A 21,489-nucleotide genomic window follows, 5' to 3' on the forward strand; every position below is an offset into this window, starting at 1 on the left:
CGCGAGATAATAATCCCGCCATTATACCCAAAAATACTCGAGGTGGGAGAATTTACCCAAGCCATTATTCAGGCGATTTTGTATGCCAAATTGCCGCGGCAAATAACAACCAACCGACTAGGAAGCATAATCCTCCGATTGGCGTAATTGGACCAATCCATTTAGCGCCCGTAAAAGCATAAAGGTATAACGAACCTGAAAAAAATATTATCCCAGCAATAAAGCTATAAGCAGCCCAATTGATTAACTTAGATGGGATCCAATGGGCAGAAAAAGCCAATGCAATCAATCCGAAGGTATGATAAAACTGATAGTCGACCCCGAGTTTAAAAATGTTCACCAGCTCTGGTGGGGCGATAGTTTTAAGTCCGTGAGCAGCAAAAGCCCCCAGTGCTACGGCCAGAAAACCACTAAAAGTGGCAAAGAGTAATAGACCTTTATTCATCTTACTTAACCTCATACAACATAAACTAATCATCCATCATACTACCGAAGCAAGCTCATTTTCGAGACTTAAGCCATCACCATGAGTATCAGAGCTGTAATTAAGTTGCTACTGGCGTTGATACCGATATCAGCATAATAGACACACCATATAGCACTTAAGCCTTAGCCTAATTGCGAAATAAACTGCCGAATATACTCAATAGCATGATTAAGATTGCCATCGAGGGTAAAACCTGACGATTTTCGCGGTTGCAAACTATGATCACCATCACCAATCCAACACACTTGAGTATGCTCGCCTAACGTCCATGTAGGCACTTGCTGAACATCGCCAAACTTATCTCGCTCACCCTGCACAATTAACATCGGTAAAGCATTATGCACAATAGGATCAAGACGCGGTTCGCCACCTTTGAGGGGAATAAACGGGTAACCTAAACAGACTATGGCTGCCACTTTACTCATGACATCATCAAGTCCGGGCTGTTGTCGTTGATAATCGGTACTGGTCAATGTCGCTGACATCCGCCCGCCCATAGACTTACCCATCAGGATGATTCGCTGACAGTTGATCTGACCAAGGGCGATTTTTTGCTTAATGTCCTGTAGCACTTGTTCATAGTGCGCGAGGAGTTTAGGCGCTCTATCAGGCGGACGTCGTTTTCCATCTTGCATATTGGCTTGCATATACAAAAAATTAAATCGATACACTTGATAGCCTTGCGCGATTAACTTATCCGTCATCGTCACCATATACTCATGATGCATATTGGCACCCGCACCATGAGCAAAAACAATCAAAGTATCACTTTTAGGGCCTTGTAATAGGGAGTCGTGGGCCAACCCCCTGGTGTTATCCGGTAAGCAGCTCACTTCGAGACTCCTCTGCAAACATGTCCACCATCCACTCTCTAAAGGCTGAAATTTTGCCTATTTCAGAATGGTTTTGTTGGCAGACTAAGTAATAGGCATCTTTGCTAACCAATACTTCAGAAAACGGACACACTAAGCGCCCCGCTTTAATGTCTGGCCGAGCAAGTACGCTATAACCTAAAGCAACCCCCTGGCCATGCGCTGCAGCTTGCAACACCAATGAAGAATGGCTAAATATCGGCCCTTGATTGACATTAATATCTGTCACGCCACATTGCCTAAACCATGCCTGCCAATCCTGACGGTTAGAGTCGTGCAGTAGGGTATGAAACTTCAAATCGCTCGGTAGCGTTAGTGGCTTAGGACCATTAAGTAAGAGTGGCGAACATACCGGAATAAGCACTTCATTACGCAATTTGTCTGCACGTAAACCCGGCCAATTTCCTTGGCCATAATAAATAGCGACATCAACATCATCAGTTAACGAACTTGCATCACTGTCTACCGCTTTGATACGCACATCAATATCAGGATTTTTTTCACTAAATTTAGCTAAACGCGGCACTAACCATTGGATCGCAAAACTCGGTGACATACTCACAGTTAACGAACCGACGGCACTACGAGCAAGCAAGCGATTAGTCGCTTCTCCTAGCTCAATAAAAATATCTTTAATGTCCAGAAAATAGCTTTGGCCCTCTTCTGTTAACAATAATGATCTATTTTTACGTCTAAACAGCTTTAGCCCTAAAAAATCTTCTAACGCCTTAATTTGATGACTCACAGCAGCTTGAGTGACAAACAACTCTTCTGCAGCGCGGGTAAAGCTCAAATGTCTTGCTGCAGCTTCAAATGCTTTAACTGCATTCAAAGGAGGTAATCGTCTAGACATAGTGATCAATCTCTCGGTTTATAATTAGTTTTTCTAATGATTATGGTTATTTTTTGTCGTTTGTAAAGAACACTGTGTTTGGTTAAATTAGCAGCATTAAAAATACCGTTGGACACTCTCTACGACGTAACTGGGATGGTCCGCCAAATGTGATTCATTAGCCTGGAGGCTCACCCCTATGTTCAACCTAAATACTCTGTTTGCAGTTGCGCTGACGTCCATCATCGGATTATCAACAGCCCAAGCAACTGAACTAGAACCTATCGATATGGCCGATTTACATGCTGAACTATCGCAAAGTATTGAAGCCATGCAAATCGATATTAATAACGATGTTAACAGCATTCTTGTTGCTGACAATGAACAACAACAAAAAACTTCACAAGTGGTCCAAGCAAACTAATACGACTATGATTTAGCCTGTTATCCAAACAATAAAAAAACCGCATTCAATGCGGTTTTTTTACGTCTGTTACATGCAAACTTAAAAAGTATGCTGATTCAACTTGCTATGACCTAAATACTCATGCAGATAAAAGCGGCCAACACACGCGCAAACCGCTCCTGTGGTTAAGGGCGATACACTTTAACGTTCGTATAGCCTTGCTCAACAAGGTATAAAGCCTGCAATTTACTCATAACCCCACGGTCACAATACAATAAATACGTTTTAGACTTATCTAAGTCAGCAAATTGTGTCGCTAATTTAAAGAATGGAATCGCTTTAATCATCACATTATCGATTAATAATGGGCTTCGCTCTTCTTCTTCTGGAGCGCGAACATCAATGATGATCTCACCTGATGCCACATTGTTAACCGTTTCGGTCTCGGTAACTTGTTGATTCATTTCAGCCTCTATATCACGAATATCCATCACGACAGCAGATGCAACCACCCGTTCGATTAAGTCTTCGGAGAATTTCATCTCTTCGGCTTCAACCTTAGACAATATCGCTTTAACTGTAGGCTTTTGTGAAATAACCCCACAATACTCAGGAATCGACTTAGCAAAATCTTCAGTGCCAATAATACGGCTCTGATTAATAATATCTTGTTTATCCATTGTGATCAGCGGGCGTAAAATCAGTAACTCAGTACTCCGATCAATCACATTTAAGTTAGTCAGTGTTTGGCTAGAAACTTGTCCTAAGCTTTCTCCGGTAACTAAGGCTTGAATACCAAATTTGTCAGCGATACGAGTAGCAGCTCGCATCATTACACGCTTGAGTACTACGCCCATTTGACCATTATCAATGCGCTCAAGAATCTCTTCAACAACAGGCTCAAATGGCACAGAGATAAAACGTACTTTATGCGACTCACCATATTTTTTCCATAAATGATAAGCCACCTGCTTAACACCTATCTCGTGCTGAGCGCCACCTAGATTAAAGAAACAATAATGGGTACGCGCACCTTTCTTAATAAACTGAAAACTTGATACACCAGAATCGAAACCACCCGAAATAAGCGACAACACATCTTCTTGGGTTGCCATTGGGAAACCACCCAAACCTTCTATACGGCGCTCGACCATATAAAGCTTATCTTGATCTATTTCAAGATTAACAGTCACATCTGGATTTTTAAGTTTTACCCCTAGTGCATCCGTATGCTGATTTAATCCGCCACCCACATATCGCTCAACATCGATTGAATTAAAATCATGTTTACCAGAACGTTTTACGCGAACACAAAATGTTTTACCGGCAATTTCGTCACGGTATATTGGTAATGTTTGCTGATAAATATGATCAATAGAATCAAAGCTGTATTCACTGACCTGTACGATATGAGCAATACCTGGAATGCAAGATAATCGGTCTGCAAATGCATCACACAATTCCGGTTTATCAATTGGTACCTTGACTACAATACGATCGTATTGACGCAGAACTTTGGCACCTTCATCGACGTTTTTTAGTACATTACGGATATTGGTTTCGAGCATCTTAGTAAAGCGCACTCTTACAGACTTGCTCTTCATCATGATTTCAGGGTACAGCTTTACAATAAACTTCATCAGGGTTCCACAGGTATCACCATCAAATAGCACCACACTCGGTTTTGCTAAGTAAAAAGGACAGTAATACCTTGATAATAAATTAAAAAACAACACAGATCTATTTGCTAGATGTGTAGATAATCCAGTAAATAGCATAACTTATGCAATAATCTGCCAATTATACCAAATGATGTCTATTAACCAAACATATTCACTTTTTTATCTGCTTTTTGTAAATGAAACGGCTGTTAAAGCACATTTTTGACACAAAAAAGCGCAATCTATTTAACCTTCATAGACTGCGCTAATAATGATGTAAACTGATGAGTTGTTACTATTGCGAGACTACAATTTCATTCGACTCTTTAGGCTTACCTTGCTCGATAGAAATTTCAACGCGACGATTTCTTGCTCTATTCTCATTAGAATCATTAGCCACTAAGGGCCGATTAGATGCCTCTCCAACCACTTTCATTCGTGTCTCATCAAAGCCTGGGACTTTTCTTAACTCATGAGCTACGGAAACAGCACGTTGACTTGATAGCTCCCAGTTTGAACTGTACAGCTCATTACTAATGTCGGCCCCGTCAGTGTGACCGGATACCGTAATCACCCCGGGAACATCTTTTAATAATTCACCAATCGATCGCACTATGGGTTTGAACTTAGGTTGTAAAAAGCCAGAACCAGATGCAAACGAGCCTTTTTCACGAATACGGATAATAATTTGCTGACCTAAAGACTCAATTTCAATCGCACCATCGACGATTTCTTCATTAAGCTTTTCAGCCATTTTCTTAACTTGCTCGTTAATATTTTCTTGTGAAGATGCAGCATCTTTTTTAACAGCTTCAGCTTCTTGCTGCGCTGTTGCTGCGGCATTACCGCCACGCTGTTCACCGCTTTGTTTTTGGGTTCCACCAGCATTGTCATCTTCACCGGCCTGATATTCTATGGTTGGTTGAGTCATTTCATTAGTCTGTTGATTAATGATCTCAATAGGCGTGGGATCGGGTCGACCAGGGCGAAATTCCAATGCAATAACAGAGGTGCCTTTGGGGATATCTTTTACTTCAACTTTGTTTTGTACCCCAAATGCATACTTCATTGAACCGGCAATCTGCTTAAATTTCATCACGTCCATTTCAGAGAACGCTAATAACAACACGAAGAAGCACATAAGCAATGACATTAAGTCTGCAAAGGTGGCAAGCCACATGGGGGCGCCTGCTGGTGGACAATCACACTTGGCCTTAGCCATGAGTTACTCTCCGTCCGTTGTATCGATTTTTCTTAATTTTTCAGCCAAATAATTCTTCAGGAAGCCTTCGATCACCCGTGGATTTTGTCCATCTTGAATAGCTAATACCGCATCCATAATAAGATTACGATTAAGCAATTCTTCGTTCATACGTAATGATAATTTATCCGCCATTGGGATAGCGATCATGTTGGCGATCACTGCGCCATAAAGTGTCGTTAACAAAGCGACCGCCATTGATGGCCCAATGGATTTAGGATCATCCATGTTAGATAACATCGCCACCAAGCCGACAAGTGTACCAATCATTCCCATTGCAGGGGCTACATCACCCATAGCTTTAAAAATGCCAATACCGGTTTTATGCCGCTCTTCTGTCAAGGTAATGTCTTTTTCTAGCGCATTACGCACGACATCGCCATCATGGCCATCAACCAACATATCGACAGCTTTCTGCATAAAGCTGTTAGTTATAACCGCCTCTTCTAATGCTAAGAAGCCCCCTTTACGGGCTGCATCAGCCATGGTGACAGCTTGTTCGATTAAATCTTCAGGTTTGTCTAATTTGAACATGAAGGCTTTCATGCCAATCTTTATCGAACCTAAAAATTGTTTTAGGTTAAATTTCATCATCACAACAAATAATGAGCCAGCAACAACAATCAAAATTGACGGTACATCGATAAATAATCCGATACCACCACTAGTCACCATCGCACCAATAATAAATGCAAAAGCACCAATAATACCTATTAGGGTAGCTAAATCCACAACCTCTCCTCAATCGCAGTCATTGCGCTGCCTATTTGTGCCGCTTTATCGTGCTGTGAGCACATACTGTATAACCTGAACAACGGGGCATATTGTTGCTTAACTATATTGCCCATCGTTATGTATTACAGCAACAGTTTCAATACTATTTTATGCTATCAATTTTAAATTATGACTTGTTATCGGACAAACTCGGCTCAAGTTTAGCTTGTTTTTGCACATTCTAAACAAAATTCAATAACAAAGCGTGCTGTTGAGCAAATATCCAGCGACTGTATTTGACCGATACGCTGGGCTGATATACCTTGTCACTCGCGTAATGAAAGGAATATTAATTGTGGCAAAAAAACCAGAAAACCTCAGTTTTGAACAATCATTAACTGAACTTGAAACCATTGTTGCTCATTTAGAGCAAGGCGAAGTGTCTCTGGATGACGCGCTTAAACAATTTGAGCGTGGTATTAAGTTAGTCAGACAAAGCCAAGCAAAACTTGAACAAGCACAGCAAAAAGTCTCTATATTACTAAATGAAGATGATGCTGAATTTGTGCCATTCACTGTTGAAAGTGAATAATCGTCACAGAGTGTGTATTAAATAATAGGTCTTGATACGTGTTAGCTGAAGCGATAACAACATACCAAAAGCGCGTTAATGTTACTCTTAACGAGCATTTAACTTTGCTTGATGATGCCGCCCCAGATTTAAAAGCAGCCATGCTGCATGGGGCATTATTAGGCGGTAAACGCATTAGACCATTTTTGGTCTACAGTGTCGGTGATATGCTGGGTGTCAATATCAATGCGCTGGATAAAGCTGCCGCAGCCATTGAATGTATTCATGCATATTCTTTAATACATGATGACTTACCGGCTATGGACAACGACGCACTTCGTCGTGGTCAACCCACGGTACATGTTGCCTTTAATGAAGCCACTGCAATTCTTGCTGGAGACGCACTTCAAACATTAGCGTTTGAAATTATCACCGCTCCGAGCAATGACTTACACCCAAAGCAGCAAATCGCCATGGTGAGAGCACTTGCCAAAGCCTCTGGGTACCAGGGCATGTGTGGTGGACAAGCAATTGATCTTAGTGCTACCGATCACAGTATCAATATAGAAAGATTAACCGAATTACATAATAAAAAAACCGGTGCGTTGATTACTTGTGCCGTAGAGCTCGCGTTGATTGCTGCAGATATACCCGATGAGCACTATCAACTCATGATGAAATACGCTCACACGCTTGGATTAGCTTTTCAAGTTCAGGATGATATTTTAGATATCACCGCAAGCACTGAAGAGCTAGGAAAACCCCAAGGCAGCGATCAGCAATCGAATAAAAGCACTTTTCCGAAACTACTTGGTCTCGATGGTGCCAAAGCCTGTGCAGAACAACTAATACAAGATGCACTATCAGCGCTGACTAAATTACCATACAATAGCCAGTTAATTGCAGACTTCGCCCACTACATTATTGAGCGAAGATTATAATAAAGAGTCAGACAATCTCGCTATGAGCTTCGATATTTCTAAATTCCCAGTACTAGCAAAAGCTAATACACCAGAAGAATTGAGGAAGTTACCTCAAGGTTTACTTCCACAAGTGTCTGATGAACTCAGACAGTTCTTACTTCAGTCTGTTGGTATTTCTAGCGGACATTTCGCTTCTGGCTTAGGCACAGTTGAATTAACTGTGGCACTTCATTACGTCTACAATACCCCATTCGATCGATTAATTTGGGACGTAGGCCATCAAGCTTATCCACACAAAATACTCACTGATCGTCGCGAACAGATGCACACCATTCGCCAAAAAAATGGCTTACATCCTTTCCCATGGCGTGAAGAAAGCCCATACGATACCTTTAGCGTAGGCCACTCAGGCACTTCTGTGAGTGCAGCATTAGGTATGGCGATCGCTGCTGAAAAAGAAGCTGTGGGTCGTAAAGTGGTTGCCGTCATTGGTGATGGCGCCATGACAGGTGGTATGGTGTTTGAAGCACTTAATCATGCGGGCGACTTGCACAATGACATGCTGGTGGTACTTAATGACAACGAAATGTCGATTTCTGAAAACGTTGGTGCACTGAATAACCACTTAGCACAACTGATGTCAGGACGCTTTTATACCACCATTAGAGAGAACAGTAAAAAGGTCCTTAAAGGGATGCCAGTCATTAAAGAAATGGCTAAGCGTACTGAAGAACACCTTAAAGGCATGGTTGTGCCTGCAACGCTATTTGAAGAACTAGGGTTTAATTATATTGGCCCTATAGATGGTCACGATGTCGATTCGCTCGTTGAAACCATGCGTAATATGCGTAACCTCAAAGGTCCACAGATACTGCATATCATGACTAAAAAAGGTCGTGGTTATGAACCTGCTGAAAAAGATCCTATCGGCTGGCACGCAGTGCCTAAATTTGATCCAAGCCTGTTTAAGAAACCGACCACTAAACCTGGTTTACCTACGTTTTCACAAGTGTTTGGTAAATGGTTATGCGACATGGCTGCCACAGACGAGAAGTTAGTGGCTATCACTCCTGCTATGCGCGAAGGTTCTGGCATGGTTGAGTTTTCACAACGCTTCCCAAGCCAATATTTTGATGCTGCGATTGCCGAGCAACATGCGGTCACCTTATCCGCAGGATTTGCCTGTGCAGGACTAAAGCCTGTGGTCGCCATATATTCGACCTTCCTGCAGCGCGGATATGATCAACTTATTCACGACGTAGCTTTGCAACGTTTACCGGTATTATTTGCTATTGATCGCGGCGGTATTGTGGGAGCCGATGGCCCTACCCATCAAGGAGCATTCGATTTAAGCTTTATGCGCTGTATTCCGAATATGATCATTATGGCGCCATCAGATGAAAATGAATGTCGCCAAATGCTTTATACCGGGTATTGTTACCAAGATGGTCCTACGGCGGTGCGATATCCACGCGGTTTTGCCACAGGCGCTGAACAAGTAGAAAGTATGATGGCATTGCCTATCGGTAAAGGGGTATTAACCCGCCAAGGTCAAAAAATTGCGATTGTTAACTTTGGTACCACACTTGAAGCAGCGACTGATGCGGCAGAAAAGCTGGATGCCACGGTTGCTGATATGCGCTTTGTTAAACCACTGGATCTAAGCTTGCTTGAACAACTCGCTAACAGCCATGATGTTATTGTGACGGTAGAAGAAAATGCGATTATGGGTGGTGCAGGCTCAGGAGTGATTGAAGCATTACATAAAATGCGGATTGTGAAACCCGTGTTACAAATTGGCTTACCTGATGAGTTTATTGAGCACGGTGCGCCAGATGAGATAATCGCAGATCTGCAACTCGATGCAGCAGGTATTTTAGCCCAAATCCAAGCCTTTATGGCCTAAGGTTTAACGGCGGTTAAGTGTGCTATGAGCATGACTCGCTGATGATGCTAATAAAAAAGGACTGAAAATTCAGTCCTTTTTTGTGTCTATTGATTCAGTCTTTCGACCTGGTATCGGCTTAAACGTTAAGCTTCAACATCCACACTTGCACCGCCTTGAGATACCATTACCATAGCAGGCCGCAATAAACGGTCGTTCAGTAAATACCCTTTCTGCATGACCATCATCACAGTGTTAGCTGGAAACTCAGCACTAGGCTGCATACCGATAGCTTGATGATGTTCTGGGTTAAATGCTTGACCCTGAGGATTAACTTGGGTTACGCCAAACTTAGCCACTGACGTTAAAAAGCCTTTCATTGTCAGGTCAACACCTTCATAAATCGCCTTGGTCGCTTCATCTTCAGGATTGGTTCCCTGTAAGGCACGTTCCATATTATCGATGACAGGTAACAGTTCGTTAGCAAACTTCTCTAAGGCAAACTTACGCGCTTGCTCGACATCTTTTGCCGCGCGAGTACGGATGTTCTGTGTTTCTGCTGCTGCGCGCATTTCAACATCTTTACGCTCAGCTAACGCAGCTTCAGATTCAGCCAGTAGTTGCTCTAATTCTTCAATACGAAAATTTGCTTGGGTTAATTCATCCATCAAACTAACTTCATCAGCCGCGACTTCAGAAGTAATTTGATCTTCTACTTGATCTTGCGATGTATTGTTCGATTCGTTGCTCATGTTCGCTCCAGCTCATAAATGCGTTATTTCGTATTCTACGACAATAAATAAAGTGGCCATTTGCTGAAAATTAACAGCAAATCTCACACTTCTAATAAGTTTGAGTATATTATGGGGATCAATTCTTATGTTTCAAGGCCTAAAGGCATAACAAACGCGAATATGACTAAATTGTTCCAGACTATCGGACTCATCGGCAAACCACATCATCAAGGGACTAACCTCACGTTAACCCGATTGCATCATTGGTTGAGCATGCAGGGCTTTAAAGTTATCGTTGAAGGACGAGTATCTTCAGAGCTGGGGCCTGATGTTTGTTCAATGGACCTACTTGAAATGGGTGAGCATTGTGATCTAGCAATCGTCGTTGGCGGTGATGGTAATATGCTGGGTGCTGCAAGGGTATTAGCACGTTTCAACGTGGCGGTTATTGGGGTAAACCGAGGTAATTTAGGCTTTTTAACCGATTTACCTCCTGATAATTTCGAAGAAGCTTTATCCAAAGTACTTGGCGGCGAATTTGAAACCGAAAACCGTTTTTTACTCGAGGCTGAAGTTCATCGCCACGGAAAAATAACCGCAAGTAATACCGCGGTGAACGAAGCTGTGCTCCATCCGGGCAAAATTGCTCATATGATCCAGTTTGAAGTGTATATTGACGACCAATTTATGTATAGCCAACGCGCAGATGGCATGATTGTCTCGACACCAACAGGTTCTACGGCATATTCATTATCAGCAGGTGGGTCAATTTTAACCCCTAATCTACAAGCCCTGATTTTAGTGCCCATGTTCCCGCACACCTTGTCTTGCCGCCCCATAGTCGTCGATGCATGCAGCACGATTAAATTAGTCGTGTCACCTGATAACGGTGAAAACCTTGAGGTCAGTTGTGATGGCCACGTCCATTTAGCGGTATTACCTGGTGATGAAATCTTAATTCGCCGTTCAAATGAACGCCTAAGACTTATTCATCCCAAAGGACATAATTATTTTCATGTATTGCGCAATAAATTAGGCTGGGGCAGTAAACTTTTCTAACAGTTTGATCTAAGTCACAGCTAACCTCCCTTTCCAGTGAGCTTCTTCACATTACCAAATACTAATTAATTATATTGTAAAGCCAATCGAAAACTCGTTTGGTTTACTCTATATGACCTGTTGCATCCTTAAAAAGCGTGATCTCAAACACGCACTTAATAACCTCATACTGACTCGCCTCACAGTTCTGTCGACGATTACACTTTCTCGTGTATTAGATGATCTCGATCAACATCCTTAACACTTAAATAACGTCTATTACGCCCTAGTTAGCCAAATACTAACAAATAATAACAATTCAATACCCACTTATAGTGATTCGAGGTATGCATGACAATATTACAGATACTAGCAAGCTTAACCCCCATTATTAGCGTAATGGTATTTTTGGTGCTTATGCGCTTACCAGCGTCCAAAGCAATGCCCATATCAATGGTTGCTACAGGCCTTGTAGCAATGTTTATATGGCAAATGGATACACAACTTCTTGCCGCTTCGGTTGTTGAAGGTCTTCTTGCTGCACTAACACCGCTAACCATTATTTTTGGCGCGGTGTTTTTATTAAATACCCTTAAATATTCTGGCGCCATGGACACTATTCGTTCAGGCTTTACTAACATTAGTGCCGATGCACGTGTTCAGGTCATTATTATTTGTTGGTTGTTTGGTTCGTTTATTGAAGGTTCCGCTGGCTTTGGCACACCTGCAGCAATCGGTGCACCGCTGCTAGTGTTACTCGGTATTCCCCCTATTGCAGCTGCAGTAGTAGCCTTGATTGCGGATTCAACATCGGTATCATTTGGCGCAATTGGCTTACCAGTTCTATTTGGGATGGAGCAAGGTCTAACTGAAGGCGGCGTTAACATGGCAGCAGCGCAAATTGCTGAACATGGTGGCACTTTTGCAGGTTACGCACAGTTTATCGCTAAACATATGATCACCATTGACTTATTTACGGGTACATTAATTCCGTTAGTGATGGTGTGTGTGTTAACTGGCTTTTTTGGTCGAAACAAATCAATCAAAGAAGGCTTACAAGTTTGGAAATTCGCCATATTTGCAGGTTTCGCCTTTACGATACCAGCATGGTTAATTAACTATTTTGCAGGCCCTGAATTCCCATCCGTTATTGGTGCTCTTGTGGGCATGGCGTTAGTTATCCCTGTCGCTAGAAAAGGCTGGTTACTGCCGGCAAAACCTTGGTGTGACTTCAGCGAAAACGATCATAAATCAGATGAAGAAATAGCCCTAAACCAAACACCAGTTAAATTTTCACAAATTGCCGCTTGGTCTCCATACATCATTATGGCCGCGTTGTTAGTTTTATCCCGCGTGGTTGTTCCATTTAAAACCTGGTTACTCGGCTTTAATATCAGTTGGACGGGTTTATTAGGTACCGAGCTTAAAGCAGGTTTTGCAACCTTGTATGCGCCTGGTATTTTCTTTGTCGTCGTGTGTTTATTCGGTTTTATGTTATTTAAAATGAAACCTGCCACGATGAAGCAATCAATTACCGTATCGTGCAAATCGATGTTGCCTACCATTATTTCACTCGGTGCATCTGTACCTATGGTGAAGATATTCCTTAACTCAGGTGAAAATGGTGCAGGTCTAGCTTCAATGCCTGTGGCTTTAGCGGACTTATTGGCTAATAGCATGGGCTCAATATGGGCTTGGGTTTCGCCTATCGTCGGTATTTTTGGTGCCTTTTTGTCTGGTTCTGCAACCTTCTCAAACATGATGTTTTCAGGCCTACAGTATTCTGTTGCCGACAATATTGGTATGAATCACGCCATCGCACTCGCACTTCAAGGTATTGGGGCAAATGCGGGTAACATGATGTGTGTCATGAACGTTGTTGCTGCTGCAACAGTTGTGGGTATGGCTGGACGTGAATCTGAAATTATTCGTAAAACAATGCCTATCGCAATTGGATATGCCTTAGTCGCAGGTACCATTGCCGTTCTCTGGGGTGGATTTTAATTCACTGTAAAGTGGCTTCTATTCTAACGATAACAATACAGCAGGCACACTATTCCTGCTGTATATTCAAATATTAAGAGAGCATATTATGACGATTAATTATCAAGTAGTGATGGACACGTTAACGTCACAACTGGGAAGCCAGGCCGTATCTAACGATCCAGTGCGTCGTTTTGCTTGGTCTACAGATGCCAGTTATTTTCGGATTGTGCCTGAAATTGTGGTACATGCTGATACTCCAGAACAAGTTAAAATAACCCTCAATATTGCCAATGCACATAATGTCCCAGTGACCTTCCGCGCCGCGGGCACCAGTTTGTCTGGCCAGGCTATTGGTGAAGGCATTTTACTTATTTTGGGTCATGATGGTTTTAGAAACATAGACATTAGTGAAGATAAAACATCGATCACTCTAGGTGCAGCAGTCATTGGTTCTGATGCCAACATGGCATTAAAACCCTTCAATAAAAAAATTGGCCCAGATCCAGCAACATTAGCCTCGGCTCAAATTGCGGGTATGGTAGCAAACAACGCATCTGGCATGTGTTGTGGTACGGCTCAAAACAGTTATCAAACAATTAAGTCTGCTAAGTTAATGTTCGCCGATGGGACTGAACTCGATACGGGTTGCCCAGATTCTAAAGCAGCATTTAGTCAATCGCATTCAATGTTACTTGCAGCATTAACCGATTTAGCACAGCTCACAAAGAACAATCCAACCTTATCAGCCAGAATCCGTAAGAAGTTCTCAATTAAAAATACCACGGGTTACAGCATTAACGCACTGGTGGATTTTAGTGACCCATTCGATTTAATTAATCATTTAATTGTTGGCTCTGAAGGTACACTCGCGTTTGTCAATGAAGTGACTTATCACACAGTTGAAGAAGCGCAATTTAAGGCTTCTGCCATGGCAGTATTTTTTAATATGGAAGATGCCGCCAGAGCGGTTCCCCCTATTAAAGGCGATAGTGTTGCCGCAGCAGAATTGCTTGACTGGGCCTCAATTAAGTCGGTTACCGGAAAAACCGGTATGCCGAAGTGGTTAAGTGATTTACCTGAAGGTTCGGCTATTTTATTGATTGAGTGTCGCGCTAATGATCCACAGACATTAGTGAAATACACTGAAGATGTTATTCAAAAAATTGCCCATATTGACACCGAGCGCCCAACAGAATTTAGTAATGATCCAGTGGTATTTGGCCAGTATTGGGCAATGCGCTCAGGTTTATTCCCTATTATTGGTGGTGCAAGACCAAAAGGTACATCCGTCATTATTGAAGATGTAGCATTCGAATTACAGCATTTAGCCAGTGCAGCGTCAGACTTAACCGCCTTGTTCCATAAGCACGGTTACCCTGAAGGGGTAATTTATGGTCATGCCTTAGCCGGTAACTTCCACTTTATTATCACGCCTACATTTGCCTCACAAGATGATATCAATCGCTTCCAAGGCTTTATGAAAGATGTCGCTGACATGGTGATCAATAAGTACGACGGTTCGATGAAAGCAGAACATGGAACCGGTCGCGCTGTAGCCCCGTTTGTTGAAATGGAATGGGGTACTGACGCTTACACGTTAATGAAGCAAATCAAACAAATATTCGACCCAAGTAAACTGTTAAATCCAGGAGTTATCCTTAACGATGATAGCTTGGTACATGTTAAAAACATCAAACCTTGCCCTATTGTTGATGATTTCGTCGACAAATGTATTGAGTGTGGTTTTTGCGAGAAAACATGTCCGACTTCGGCACTCAACTTCTCTCCACGACAACGAATTGCGGTACTACGTGAAATTGAACGTTTAGAGCAATCTGGTGATAAAAAAGCCGCAGCCGAAATGCGTGCCAGTGCTAAATATGATGTTGTTGATACGTGTGCAGCATGTCAGTTATGTACTATTGCCTGCCCAGTTGATAACAGTATGGGTCAGTTAGTACGTAAACTGCGTACCCCCTACATCACTACCACAGAGCAAAAAGTACTCGACTTCCAAGCCAAACATTTTGGCGCAGTAAACCAAGTGATCAGTACAGGTTTCGATATTTTAGGCATTGTGCACAAAATAACCGGCGATAGCATTACTAACTCCTTGATGAAAGCAGGACGCTTGATTTCCAAAGAAGTGCCATATTGGAACCCTGACTTCCCTAAAGGCGGTAAAGTTACAAAACCATCGGCTCACAAACCAGGTCAGAAAACAGTTTTATACTTCCCAGCATGCGGTGGCAGAACCTTTGGTCCAACACCAAAAGATCCTGATAACCGCACCTTACCTGAAGTCGTTATCACTTTGCTCGAACGGGCTGGTTACAATGTGATCATCCCAGAAAACACCCGCCATTTATGTTGCGGTCAGATGTGGGAATCAAAAGGTGATTTTAAAAACGCCGATGCTAAGCGTGATGAACTGATTGATGCACTGAGTAAACAGTCTGATAATGGCAAGGTGCCTATTATTGTTGATGCCTTGTCTTGTACTTATCGTACCTTAACCGGTAATCCTAAGGTCAAAATAACCGATTTAGTCGAGTTTATGCACGACGAGATGCTACCTAAGATGACCATAACCAAGAAATCTAATGTCACTTTACACCAAGGCTGTAGTGCCCGTAAGATGAAATTAGAACCTAAACAACAGGCAATTGCTGATGCGTGTGCTAACCACGTCGTGTTACCAGCAGACATTACTTGTTGTGGTTATGCTGGTGAGAAAGGGCTTTATAAGCCTGAAATTAATGCCAGCGCATTGCGTAACATTAAAAAGCTTATTCCTGCTGAAACTAAAGAAGGTTACTACGCCAACAGAATGTGTGAGGTAGGCTTAACCCAACACAGTGGTATTTCATACCGCCATTTAGCATATTTACTAGAAGAATGTACCCGTTAAATTAACCGGCCATCAGAGTAAATAGCGAAAATAATAAGGGCATTGATATTATATCAATGCCCTTATTTTTTGTTACCATACTTAACGCTAATTTCCGAACTCAAGGTTAATTGGCGTCATGAAACGAATTATTCACCCCAATCAAGTTGTCCTATTAACGCTAATTTAATAAAGGCTAATTTAATAAAGTTAGTTCAATAAACACGCCAGTAACTGTTGCTGCAACTTTTCATGTTCAAGTGGTATATCACTAATAATTTCTACCCGTGAGTCTAGAGTATCATCAAGCTCATTTAGCGCTAACGAGCCATCAACCATATTGACCCCTAATACTCCGTCGCTAGTGATCACTATCGCTTTTAACCTCAATACATTATCTATTTTAACCGTGTCAATCCAGGCCATAAAGCGCTCAAACTGAAAACAATGCACCGCGGAGAATATCCACCCACTGCTGTAGCAGCCCTCACCTTGATTGGTTTTGTGGATAAAGCCACTAGCAGAAACCTCAGCGGCATCAATATCACTCAGTGGTGGCTCGCTCGAAAACCAATTGTCTGCAAGCGATTTTCGGCCCAATAAGCGTTGTGCCGTTGTTGGACAACGATACTTTGTCGGAACATTTAAGTGCGCCAAAATCTGCTGGATCAAGTCAATATCAGTGAAGTGATTAGCGACTGTGATAAGTGGCGTGTGTTGTAAGTATAACTTGCTGAGGAATTGCTGCAGTTGCAGATGATCGTTTGCGGTGTAATGCTGTGCTTTGTTAGCAAGTAGCACATCTGCCAGCTGTAATTGCTGTGTAAACGTATCATGGTTTTGATAGCGTGGATCGCCAACTTTGCGGGCATCCACTAGGCAGATACTGGTTTGTAGCTTAATAACATGCTGATAATATTCAGATGTTAACAACTTAGCAATTTCGGCTGGATGACCTAACCCTGTGGGTTCTATGAGTAATCGATCCGGTTTTGTTTGTTGGATAAGCTGATTTATCGCCACTTGTGTTGGCAAGCCAGACACGCAACAAAGACAACCTCCGGGTACTTCTTTTATCACCACAGCAGGCTGTTTTTTTGATGATTCAGATGCGTGATTATCACCGACAGTGGCATTTAACAATCCACCATCTATGCCTATTTCGCCAAACTCATTCACCAGCACAGCCCACACTTCATCTTTGGGTTTATGCGCTAATAACTGGCTAATGAGTGTGGTTTTACCCACGCCCAGAAAACCGGTAATGATATTGGTATTAATCGGTTTAGTGATCATTTTTTCGCTTTAGAATATTTACCTTTACGAGTCGGCTTAGCATCAGTTTGCGATGGCTTGCCCCGTTTATACTTAAGTACTTTTTTAGGTTTCTCAATCGCCACATCCCGGTATCTAGCTGGTAGTGGCGCCCCTTCTTCATATCCGACTGGCACCTGTAACGGTAAAGACTGTCCAATAAGTAGTTCAATTGCGGCAAGTAACTCAAGCTCTTGCGGGCTGACCAGCGAAATCGCTTCACCGCCTAATCCCGCACGGCCAGTGCGCCCTATACGATGAACATAATCTTCACATTCTTCAGGCAATTCAAAGTTAATCACTCTTGGTAACGCTTGAATATCAAGCCCTCGAGCGGCCAAGTCGGTAGCGATTAACACGCGTAATTGACCAGTTTTAAACTCTTCTAGGGCGCGGTTGCGTGCACCTTGACTTTTATCACCGTGAAATACCGATGACTTAATACCGTCTAGGCTTAACTCGCGATATAAATGATCGGCGGTTTCTTTGCGACTGGTAAACACCATCACTTGCTGCCAGTTATGCTTGCCAATCAATTCAGATAACAACTCGGCTTTACGACGGGTGTCGACTTGATACACCTGCTGGACAACATTAGCCGCTGTGGTTTGGGTTTCAACATGAACATATTCAGGATTGTTTAGCATTTTAGCTGCTAGGGTTTTAACTTCTTCAGAAAAAGTAGCAGAAAACATCATGGTTTGATGTTGTCTGGCAATTAAGCGCTTCACTTTTTCAATATCTTTCACAAAGCCAAGATCGAGCATACGGTCTGCTTCATCAATCACTAAATGAGTGACAAAAGATAAATCCAATTCATGTTGACCAATAATGTCAAACAAACGCCCTGGGGTAGCGACCAATATGTCGACACCTTGCTCTAATGCTTTGCGCTGAGGATTTATACTCGCGCCGCCATACACAGCTAAGCTAATCAGGTTAATAAATTGGCTGTATTTAACTAAATTTTGTTCAATCTGAATCGCTAACTCACGGGTCGGTGTCATGATTAATGCACGTAAACGATGTGATGATAGTAAATCCGCATCATCTTGGGCCATTAAATGGCTGAGTAACGGTAAAGCAAAAGCGGCTGTTTTTCCGGTACCGGTTTCGGCACTGGCCAACACATCTCGGCCATCTAGCGCTAGTGGGATCACAGCTTGTTGGACAGGAGTAGCAGTTTGATACCCAGATTGATTCACCGCATCTAATAATAGTGGCGATAACCCTAGCGACGTAAATGACATAACAGACTCAGTAAAAACAAATAAAAATAGGTCGCTATTGTATACTAATCTAAACACCATTAACTATTACATTAATGGTGTTAGCAACCATTTATCACGGTGGATGATGCAGGTGTTGAGTGTGTCGCGATGACATTAACGTGACATGACCTTAGTCAATTTTAGTTGTGTTACTTTATTAACTAAATACTTTTGCTCAAAATCGTGTCGACACAAGGCATGCGAGAAAATATATCCTTGAGCATAATCACAACCAGCAAGCTCCATTAACTGTCGTTGATTTTCAGTTTCAATACCTTCGGCAATCACTTCAATGCCAAGCTTATGGGCCATGGCAATAATCGCTTCGCACAAATACTTTTCATTACTTTCTGCAGACAAACTATTGACTAAACCTTTGTCAATTTTAAGGTAATTAATGTTAAATTTCTTTAAATAGGCCAACGATGAATAACCTGAGCCAAAATCATCAAGCGAGATTTGTATACCAGCATCAGCATAAGCTAATAATTTAGCCTCAACATTAGGTTCAATTTCAAGCAATAAGCTTTCAATGATTTCAATGCAGATACTATTGGTCGGTAATGCGAGCGAATGCATGTAGTTGAGCCAGTCTTCAACCTGAGTCGACTCATCTTTAAACTGCACAGAAGACATATTAATACTGATTTGAACGTCTGCATTAAACTGTGCTTTCCATTTCTTTGCTTGCTCACAAGCCTGATAAAAGACCCAATTACCAATATCGACTACCATGCCAGTCTCTTCGGCAATAGAGATAAAGTCTGCTGGCGGAATAACGCCCACGGTAGGATGATGCCAACGAATTAACGCTTCAGCTTTGATCACCTGCTGACAACTTAAATCAACAATGGGTTGGTAATATAGTTCAAATTGCTGTTGAGTGATGGCAACTTTGAGATCCCGGATCAGTAGCATCCGCTTTTGGGCACTATCTTGCATTGCCGAGGTAAAATAATTAAATCGATTACGCCCAAGCTTTTTAGCTGAATACATAGCTTGATCAGCATTCTTTAACAATCCTTCCGTTGTTTTTGCGTCGTCAGGAAATAGAGTGATACCAATACTGGCGCTAATATAAGCCGTTTGCTCACCTAATAAATAAGTTTTTGACAGTTGTTTGAGTATTTGCTGCGCGACGCGATCGACACCATGAGTATCTTCAAGATTGGCCAGCACTATGGTAAATTCATCGCCACCAAGACGAGCAACAACATCAGTCTCTCGAATGCATTGCTTTAGACGAGCCGCCGTTTCAAGCAACAATACATCGCCCATATCATGGCCCAATGTGTCGTTAATCTCTTTAAAATAATCTAAATCTAAAAACATCAATGCAAAATGATTATGCTTACGGTCACTTAATAAAACCTCTTGATTCAAAAATGTTAGTAACATTCTCCGATTAGGTAATCCGGTGAGTGCATCATAATTGGCCTGGCGCCATATCAACTCTTCCGTTTGTTTTTTCTCAGTAACATCAGAAAATAACGCAACAAATCGATCTGCCTGCGACTTCTTGCTCACGATTGAATTAATCGTTAACAAGATAAGGTAACTTTCACCATTTTTACGCCGCATCCACACTTCACCATGCCAATGCCCCTGTTGGCTAAGCTGCTGTGTTAACTGCTGATAAAAGTGTTTAGGCTGCAGATCTGTTTCAAACATACTCAAATGCTGATTTTGTATATCTTCCTGAGTAAATCCTGTGATAAAAGAAAATGCCGGATTTGAATCAATAATAATGCCATTAGCAGTAAACACACTCATGGCTTCACTGGAGTTTTGATACACAGATGAGGCAATACTTAACGAATCTTCAACCTGTTTAATATCAGTAATATCACTATGAGTGCCAAATACTCTCAGAGGTTTACCTTTAGCATCAACATCAACAACGCTGCCGGTTTGTGAAATCCAGCGCCACACACCTTGAGAATCAATTAATTGATATTCCACACGCTGACTAATGCTGCGGCCTGTTATAATTTCATTAATACTGCGCAAAAACTTAAATTTATCTTTTGCATGTATTGCATCTATCCATCGCTCTGGCTGCAAATTAAGCTCGTCCATGGTACAGCCCAAAATCTCAGCACTGTATCGATTAGTGCTAATACGATGACTAACGACATCCCAGTCCCAGACGCCTAATTCACTGCTATCAAGTACCAAAGCGAGTTGTTCTTTACTGTGTAATAAAGCTTGCTCCGCTTGCTTTCGTTCGGTGATGTCTAGAAAAGCTGCAATCACCAAAAAAGTATCGTCTTGAATATGACGACGACATGTAATGGTCATATGGGTATAAACAACCGAACCATCTTTGGCGATAAAACGTTTATCAATTTCGTATTCGTTGAGTTGGCCTTTAAGCATTTCCTCATAGAGTAATAAATCTTTATTCAAATCATCTGGATGAGTTAATGCTTGCCAGGTTAGCGATGTTAATTCTTTTTCGCTGTAACCAAACATACGACATAAATAAGGATTAACTCGCAGCCAATATTTATTTTTTGTACTAATGGAAATACCAATATTGCCAATATCAAATTGATTTTTAAATAGAAAATCGTCTTGAAGTTTAACTTGTATATCGTTTTTACTGGATACTATTTGGCTAAGAAAATGACCAATGATCAGC

17 protein-coding genes are annotated in these 21,489 nt (G+C 41.9%); 7 read left to right on the plus strand and 10 right to left on the minus strand.

Features of this window, described 5'->3' with window-relative positions; all coding sequences use genetic code 11:
• Positions 1-64: 64 nt before the first annotated feature.
• The 3 genes from H5185_RS09310 to H5185_RS09320 all read right to left on the minus strand — a co-directional run bounded on the left by H5185_RS09310 (position 65) and on the right by H5185_RS09320 (position 2,212).
• Positions 65-445: a DUF423 domain-containing protein gene (locus tag H5185_RS09310; RefSeq protein WP_124017959.1), complete on the minus strand. Its 381-nt coding sequence runs from the start codon at positions 443-445 to the stop codon at positions 65-67.
• 164 nt (positions 446-609) lie between these two features.
• Positions 610-1,320: an alpha/beta fold hydrolase gene (locus H5185_RS09315; protein WP_182741957.1), complete on the minus strand. Its 711-nt coding sequence runs from the start codon at positions 1,318-1,320 to the stop codon at positions 610-612.
• Entirely contained in the window at positions 1,301-2,212 is a 912-nt protein-coding gene (locus H5185_RS09320) for a transcriptional regulator GcvA (protein WP_124017957.1), read from the minus strand. Before H5185_RS09320 ends, H5185_RS09315 begins: the two co-directional genes overlap by 20 nt.
• Before the next feature lie 178 nt (positions 2,213-2,390).
• Between H5185_RS09320 and H5185_RS09325 the strand changes: the two genes are divergently transcribed.
• On the plus strand, positions 2,391-2,615 hold the full coding sequence (locus tag H5185_RS09325) for a hypothetical protein (RefSeq protein WP_124017956.1): 225 nt from the start codon (positions 2,391-2,393) through the stop codon (positions 2,613-2,615).
• A gap of 167 nt (positions 2,616-2,782) precedes the next feature.
• On the opposite strand, the gene thiI is transcribed toward H5185_RS09325, so the two are convergent.
• The 3 genes from thiI to pomA form a co-directional block, all read right to left on the minus strand.
• Positions 2,783-4,237 carry a tRNA uracil 4-sulfurtransferase ThiI gene (gene thiI, locus H5185_RS09330; protein ID WP_124017955.1) on the minus strand — a complete coding sequence of 485 codons (1,455 nt, stop codon included), beginning with the start codon at positions 4,235-4,237 and terminating at the stop codon, positions 2,783-2,785.
• A 316-nt stretch (positions 4,238-4,553) separates the two neighbouring features.
• Positions 4,554-5,480, minus strand: a complete 927-nt coding sequence (locus H5185_RS09335; protein ID WP_124017954.1) for a flagellar motor protein MotB — start codon at positions 5,478-5,480, stop codon at positions 4,554-4,556.
• 3 nt (positions 5,481-5,483) lie between these two features.
• Positions 5,484-6,251: a flagellar motor protein PomA gene (pomA, locus tag H5185_RS09340; protein WP_124017953.1), complete on the minus strand. Its 768-nt coding sequence runs from the start codon at positions 6,249-6,251 to the stop codon at positions 5,484-5,486.
• A gap of 337 nt (positions 6,252-6,588) precedes the next feature.
• Between pomA and xseB the strand changes: the two genes are divergently transcribed.
• The 3 genes from xseB to dxs are packed head-to-tail and all read left to right on the plus strand — an operon-like array spanning position 6,589 to position 9,633.
• Positions 6,589-6,825 (plus strand): exodeoxyribonuclease VII small subunit, encoded by a 237-nt coding sequence (gene xseB, locus H5185_RS09345; protein WP_124017952.1) that lies wholly within the window; start codon positions 6,589-6,591, stop codon positions 6,823-6,825.
• A 38-nt stretch (positions 6,826-6,863) separates the two neighbouring features.
• On the plus strand, positions 6,864-7,745 hold the full coding sequence (ispA, locus tag H5185_RS09350) for a (2E,6E)-farnesyl diphosphate synthase (protein WP_182698119.1): 882 nt from the start codon (positions 6,864-6,866) through the stop codon (positions 7,743-7,745).
• 22 nt (positions 7,746-7,767) lie between these two features.
• On the plus strand, positions 7,768-9,633 hold the full coding sequence (dxs, locus tag H5185_RS09355) for a 1-deoxy-D-xylulose-5-phosphate synthase (protein WP_124018012.1): 1,866 nt from the start codon (positions 7,768-7,770) through the stop codon (positions 9,631-9,633).
• A gap of 125 nt (positions 9,634-9,758) precedes the next feature.
• On the opposite strand, the gene grpE is transcribed toward dxs, so the two are convergent.
• A complete protein-coding gene (grpE, locus tag H5185_RS09360; protein ID WP_124017950.1) occupies positions 9,759-10,364 on the minus strand; it encodes a nucleotide exchange factor GrpE in 606 nt (201 codons plus the stop codon).
• 162 nt (positions 10,365-10,526) lie between these two features.
• Between grpE and nadK the strand changes: the two genes are divergently transcribed.
• From nadK to H5185_RS09375, 3 genes are all read left to right on the plus strand, one after another.
• Positions 10,527-11,405, plus strand: a complete 879-nt coding sequence (nadK, locus tag H5185_RS09365; protein WP_124017949.1) for an NAD(+) kinase — start codon at positions 10,527-10,529, stop codon at positions 11,403-11,405.
• A gap of 330 nt (positions 11,406-11,735) precedes the next feature.
• Positions 11,736-13,388 (plus strand): L-lactate permease, encoded by a 1,653-nt coding sequence (locus tag H5185_RS09370; RefSeq protein WP_182741958.1) that lies wholly within the window; start codon positions 11,736-11,738, stop codon positions 13,386-13,388.
• 88 nt (positions 13,389-13,476) lie between these two features.
• Positions 13,477-16,281 carry an FAD-binding and (Fe-S)-binding domain-containing protein gene (locus tag H5185_RS09375; protein ID WP_182741959.1) on the plus strand — a complete coding sequence of 935 codons (2,805 nt, stop codon included), beginning with the start codon at positions 13,477-13,479 and terminating at the stop codon, positions 16,279-16,281.
• Between the two features lie 189 nt (positions 16,282-16,470).
• Here the strand turns inward: H5185_RS09375 and H5185_RS09380 are convergent, their stop codons facing one another.
• From H5185_RS09380 to H5185_RS09390, 3 genes are all read right to left on the minus strand, one after another.
• Positions 16,471-17,556: a GTP-binding protein gene (locus H5185_RS09380; protein ID WP_182741960.1), complete on the minus strand. Its 1,086-nt coding sequence runs from the start codon at positions 17,554-17,556 to the stop codon at positions 16,471-16,473.
• Positions 17,553-18,824 (minus strand): DEAD/DEAH box helicase, encoded by a 1,272-nt coding sequence (locus tag H5185_RS09385; protein ID WP_182741961.1) that lies wholly within the window; start codon positions 18,822-18,824, stop codon positions 17,553-17,555. The genes H5185_RS09380 and H5185_RS09385 overlap by 4 nt, the downstream gene beginning before the upstream one ends.
• A gap of 135 nt (positions 18,825-18,959) precedes the next feature.
• A partial coding sequence (locus H5185_RS09390; RefSeq protein ID WP_182741962.1) for an EAL domain-containing protein occupies positions 18,960-21,489 on the minus strand: 2,530 nt, incomplete at its 5' end.

Origin of the sequence: Shewanella sp. SG44-6, from assembly GCF_014164185.1 — a bacterium.
Lineage (GTDB): Bacteria > Pseudomonadota > Gammaproteobacteria > Enterobacterales > Shewanellaceae > Shewanella > Shewanella vesiculosa.

Excerpts from the sequence above, each read along its gene's own strand:
- H5185_RS09380 (WP_182741960.1), bottom strand. The coding sequence starts at position 17,556 with ATGATCACTAAACCGATTAATACCAATATCATTACCGGTTTTCTGGGC.
- H5185_RS09325 (WP_124017956.1), top strand. The coding sequence starts at position 2,391 with ATGTTCAACCTAAATACTCTGTTTGCAGTTGCGCTGACGTCCATCATC.
- dxs (WP_124018012.1), top strand. The coding sequence starts at position 7,768 with ATGAGCTTCGATATTTCTAAATTCCCAGTACTAGCAAAAGCTAATACA.
- H5185_RS09310 (WP_124017959.1), bottom strand. The coding sequence starts at position 445 with ATGAATAAAGGTCTATTACTCTTTGCCACTTTTAGTGGTTTTCTGGCC.
- nadK (WP_124017949.1), top strand. The coding sequence starts at position 10,527 with ATGACTAAATTGTTCCAGACTATCGGACTCATCGGCAAACCACATCAT.
- H5185_RS09320 (WP_124017957.1), bottom strand. The coding sequence starts at position 2,212 with ATGTCTAGACGATTACCTCCTTTGAATGCAGTTAAAGCATTTGAAGCT.
- grpE (WP_124017950.1), bottom strand. The coding sequence starts at position 10,364 with ATGAGCAACGAATCGAACAATACATCGCAAGATCAAGTAGAAGATCAA.
- H5185_RS09335 (WP_124017954.1), bottom strand. The coding sequence starts at position 5,480 with ATGGCTAAGGCCAAGTGTGATTGTCCACCAGCAGGCGCCCCCATGTGG.
- H5185_RS09375 (WP_182741959.1), top strand. The coding sequence starts at position 13,477 with ATGACGATTAATTATCAAGTAGTGATGGACACGTTAACGTCACAACTG.
- H5185_RS09385 (WP_182741961.1), bottom strand. The coding sequence starts at position 18,824 with ATGTCATTTACGTCGCTAGGGTTATCGCCACTATTATTAGATGCGGTG.
- H5185_RS09370 (WP_182741958.1), top strand. The coding sequence starts at position 11,736 with ATGACAATATTACAGATACTAGCAAGCTTAACCCCCATTATTAGCGTA.
- thiI (WP_124017955.1), bottom strand. The coding sequence starts at position 4,237 with ATGAAGTTTATTGTAAAGCTGTACCCTGAAATCATGATGAAGAGCAAG.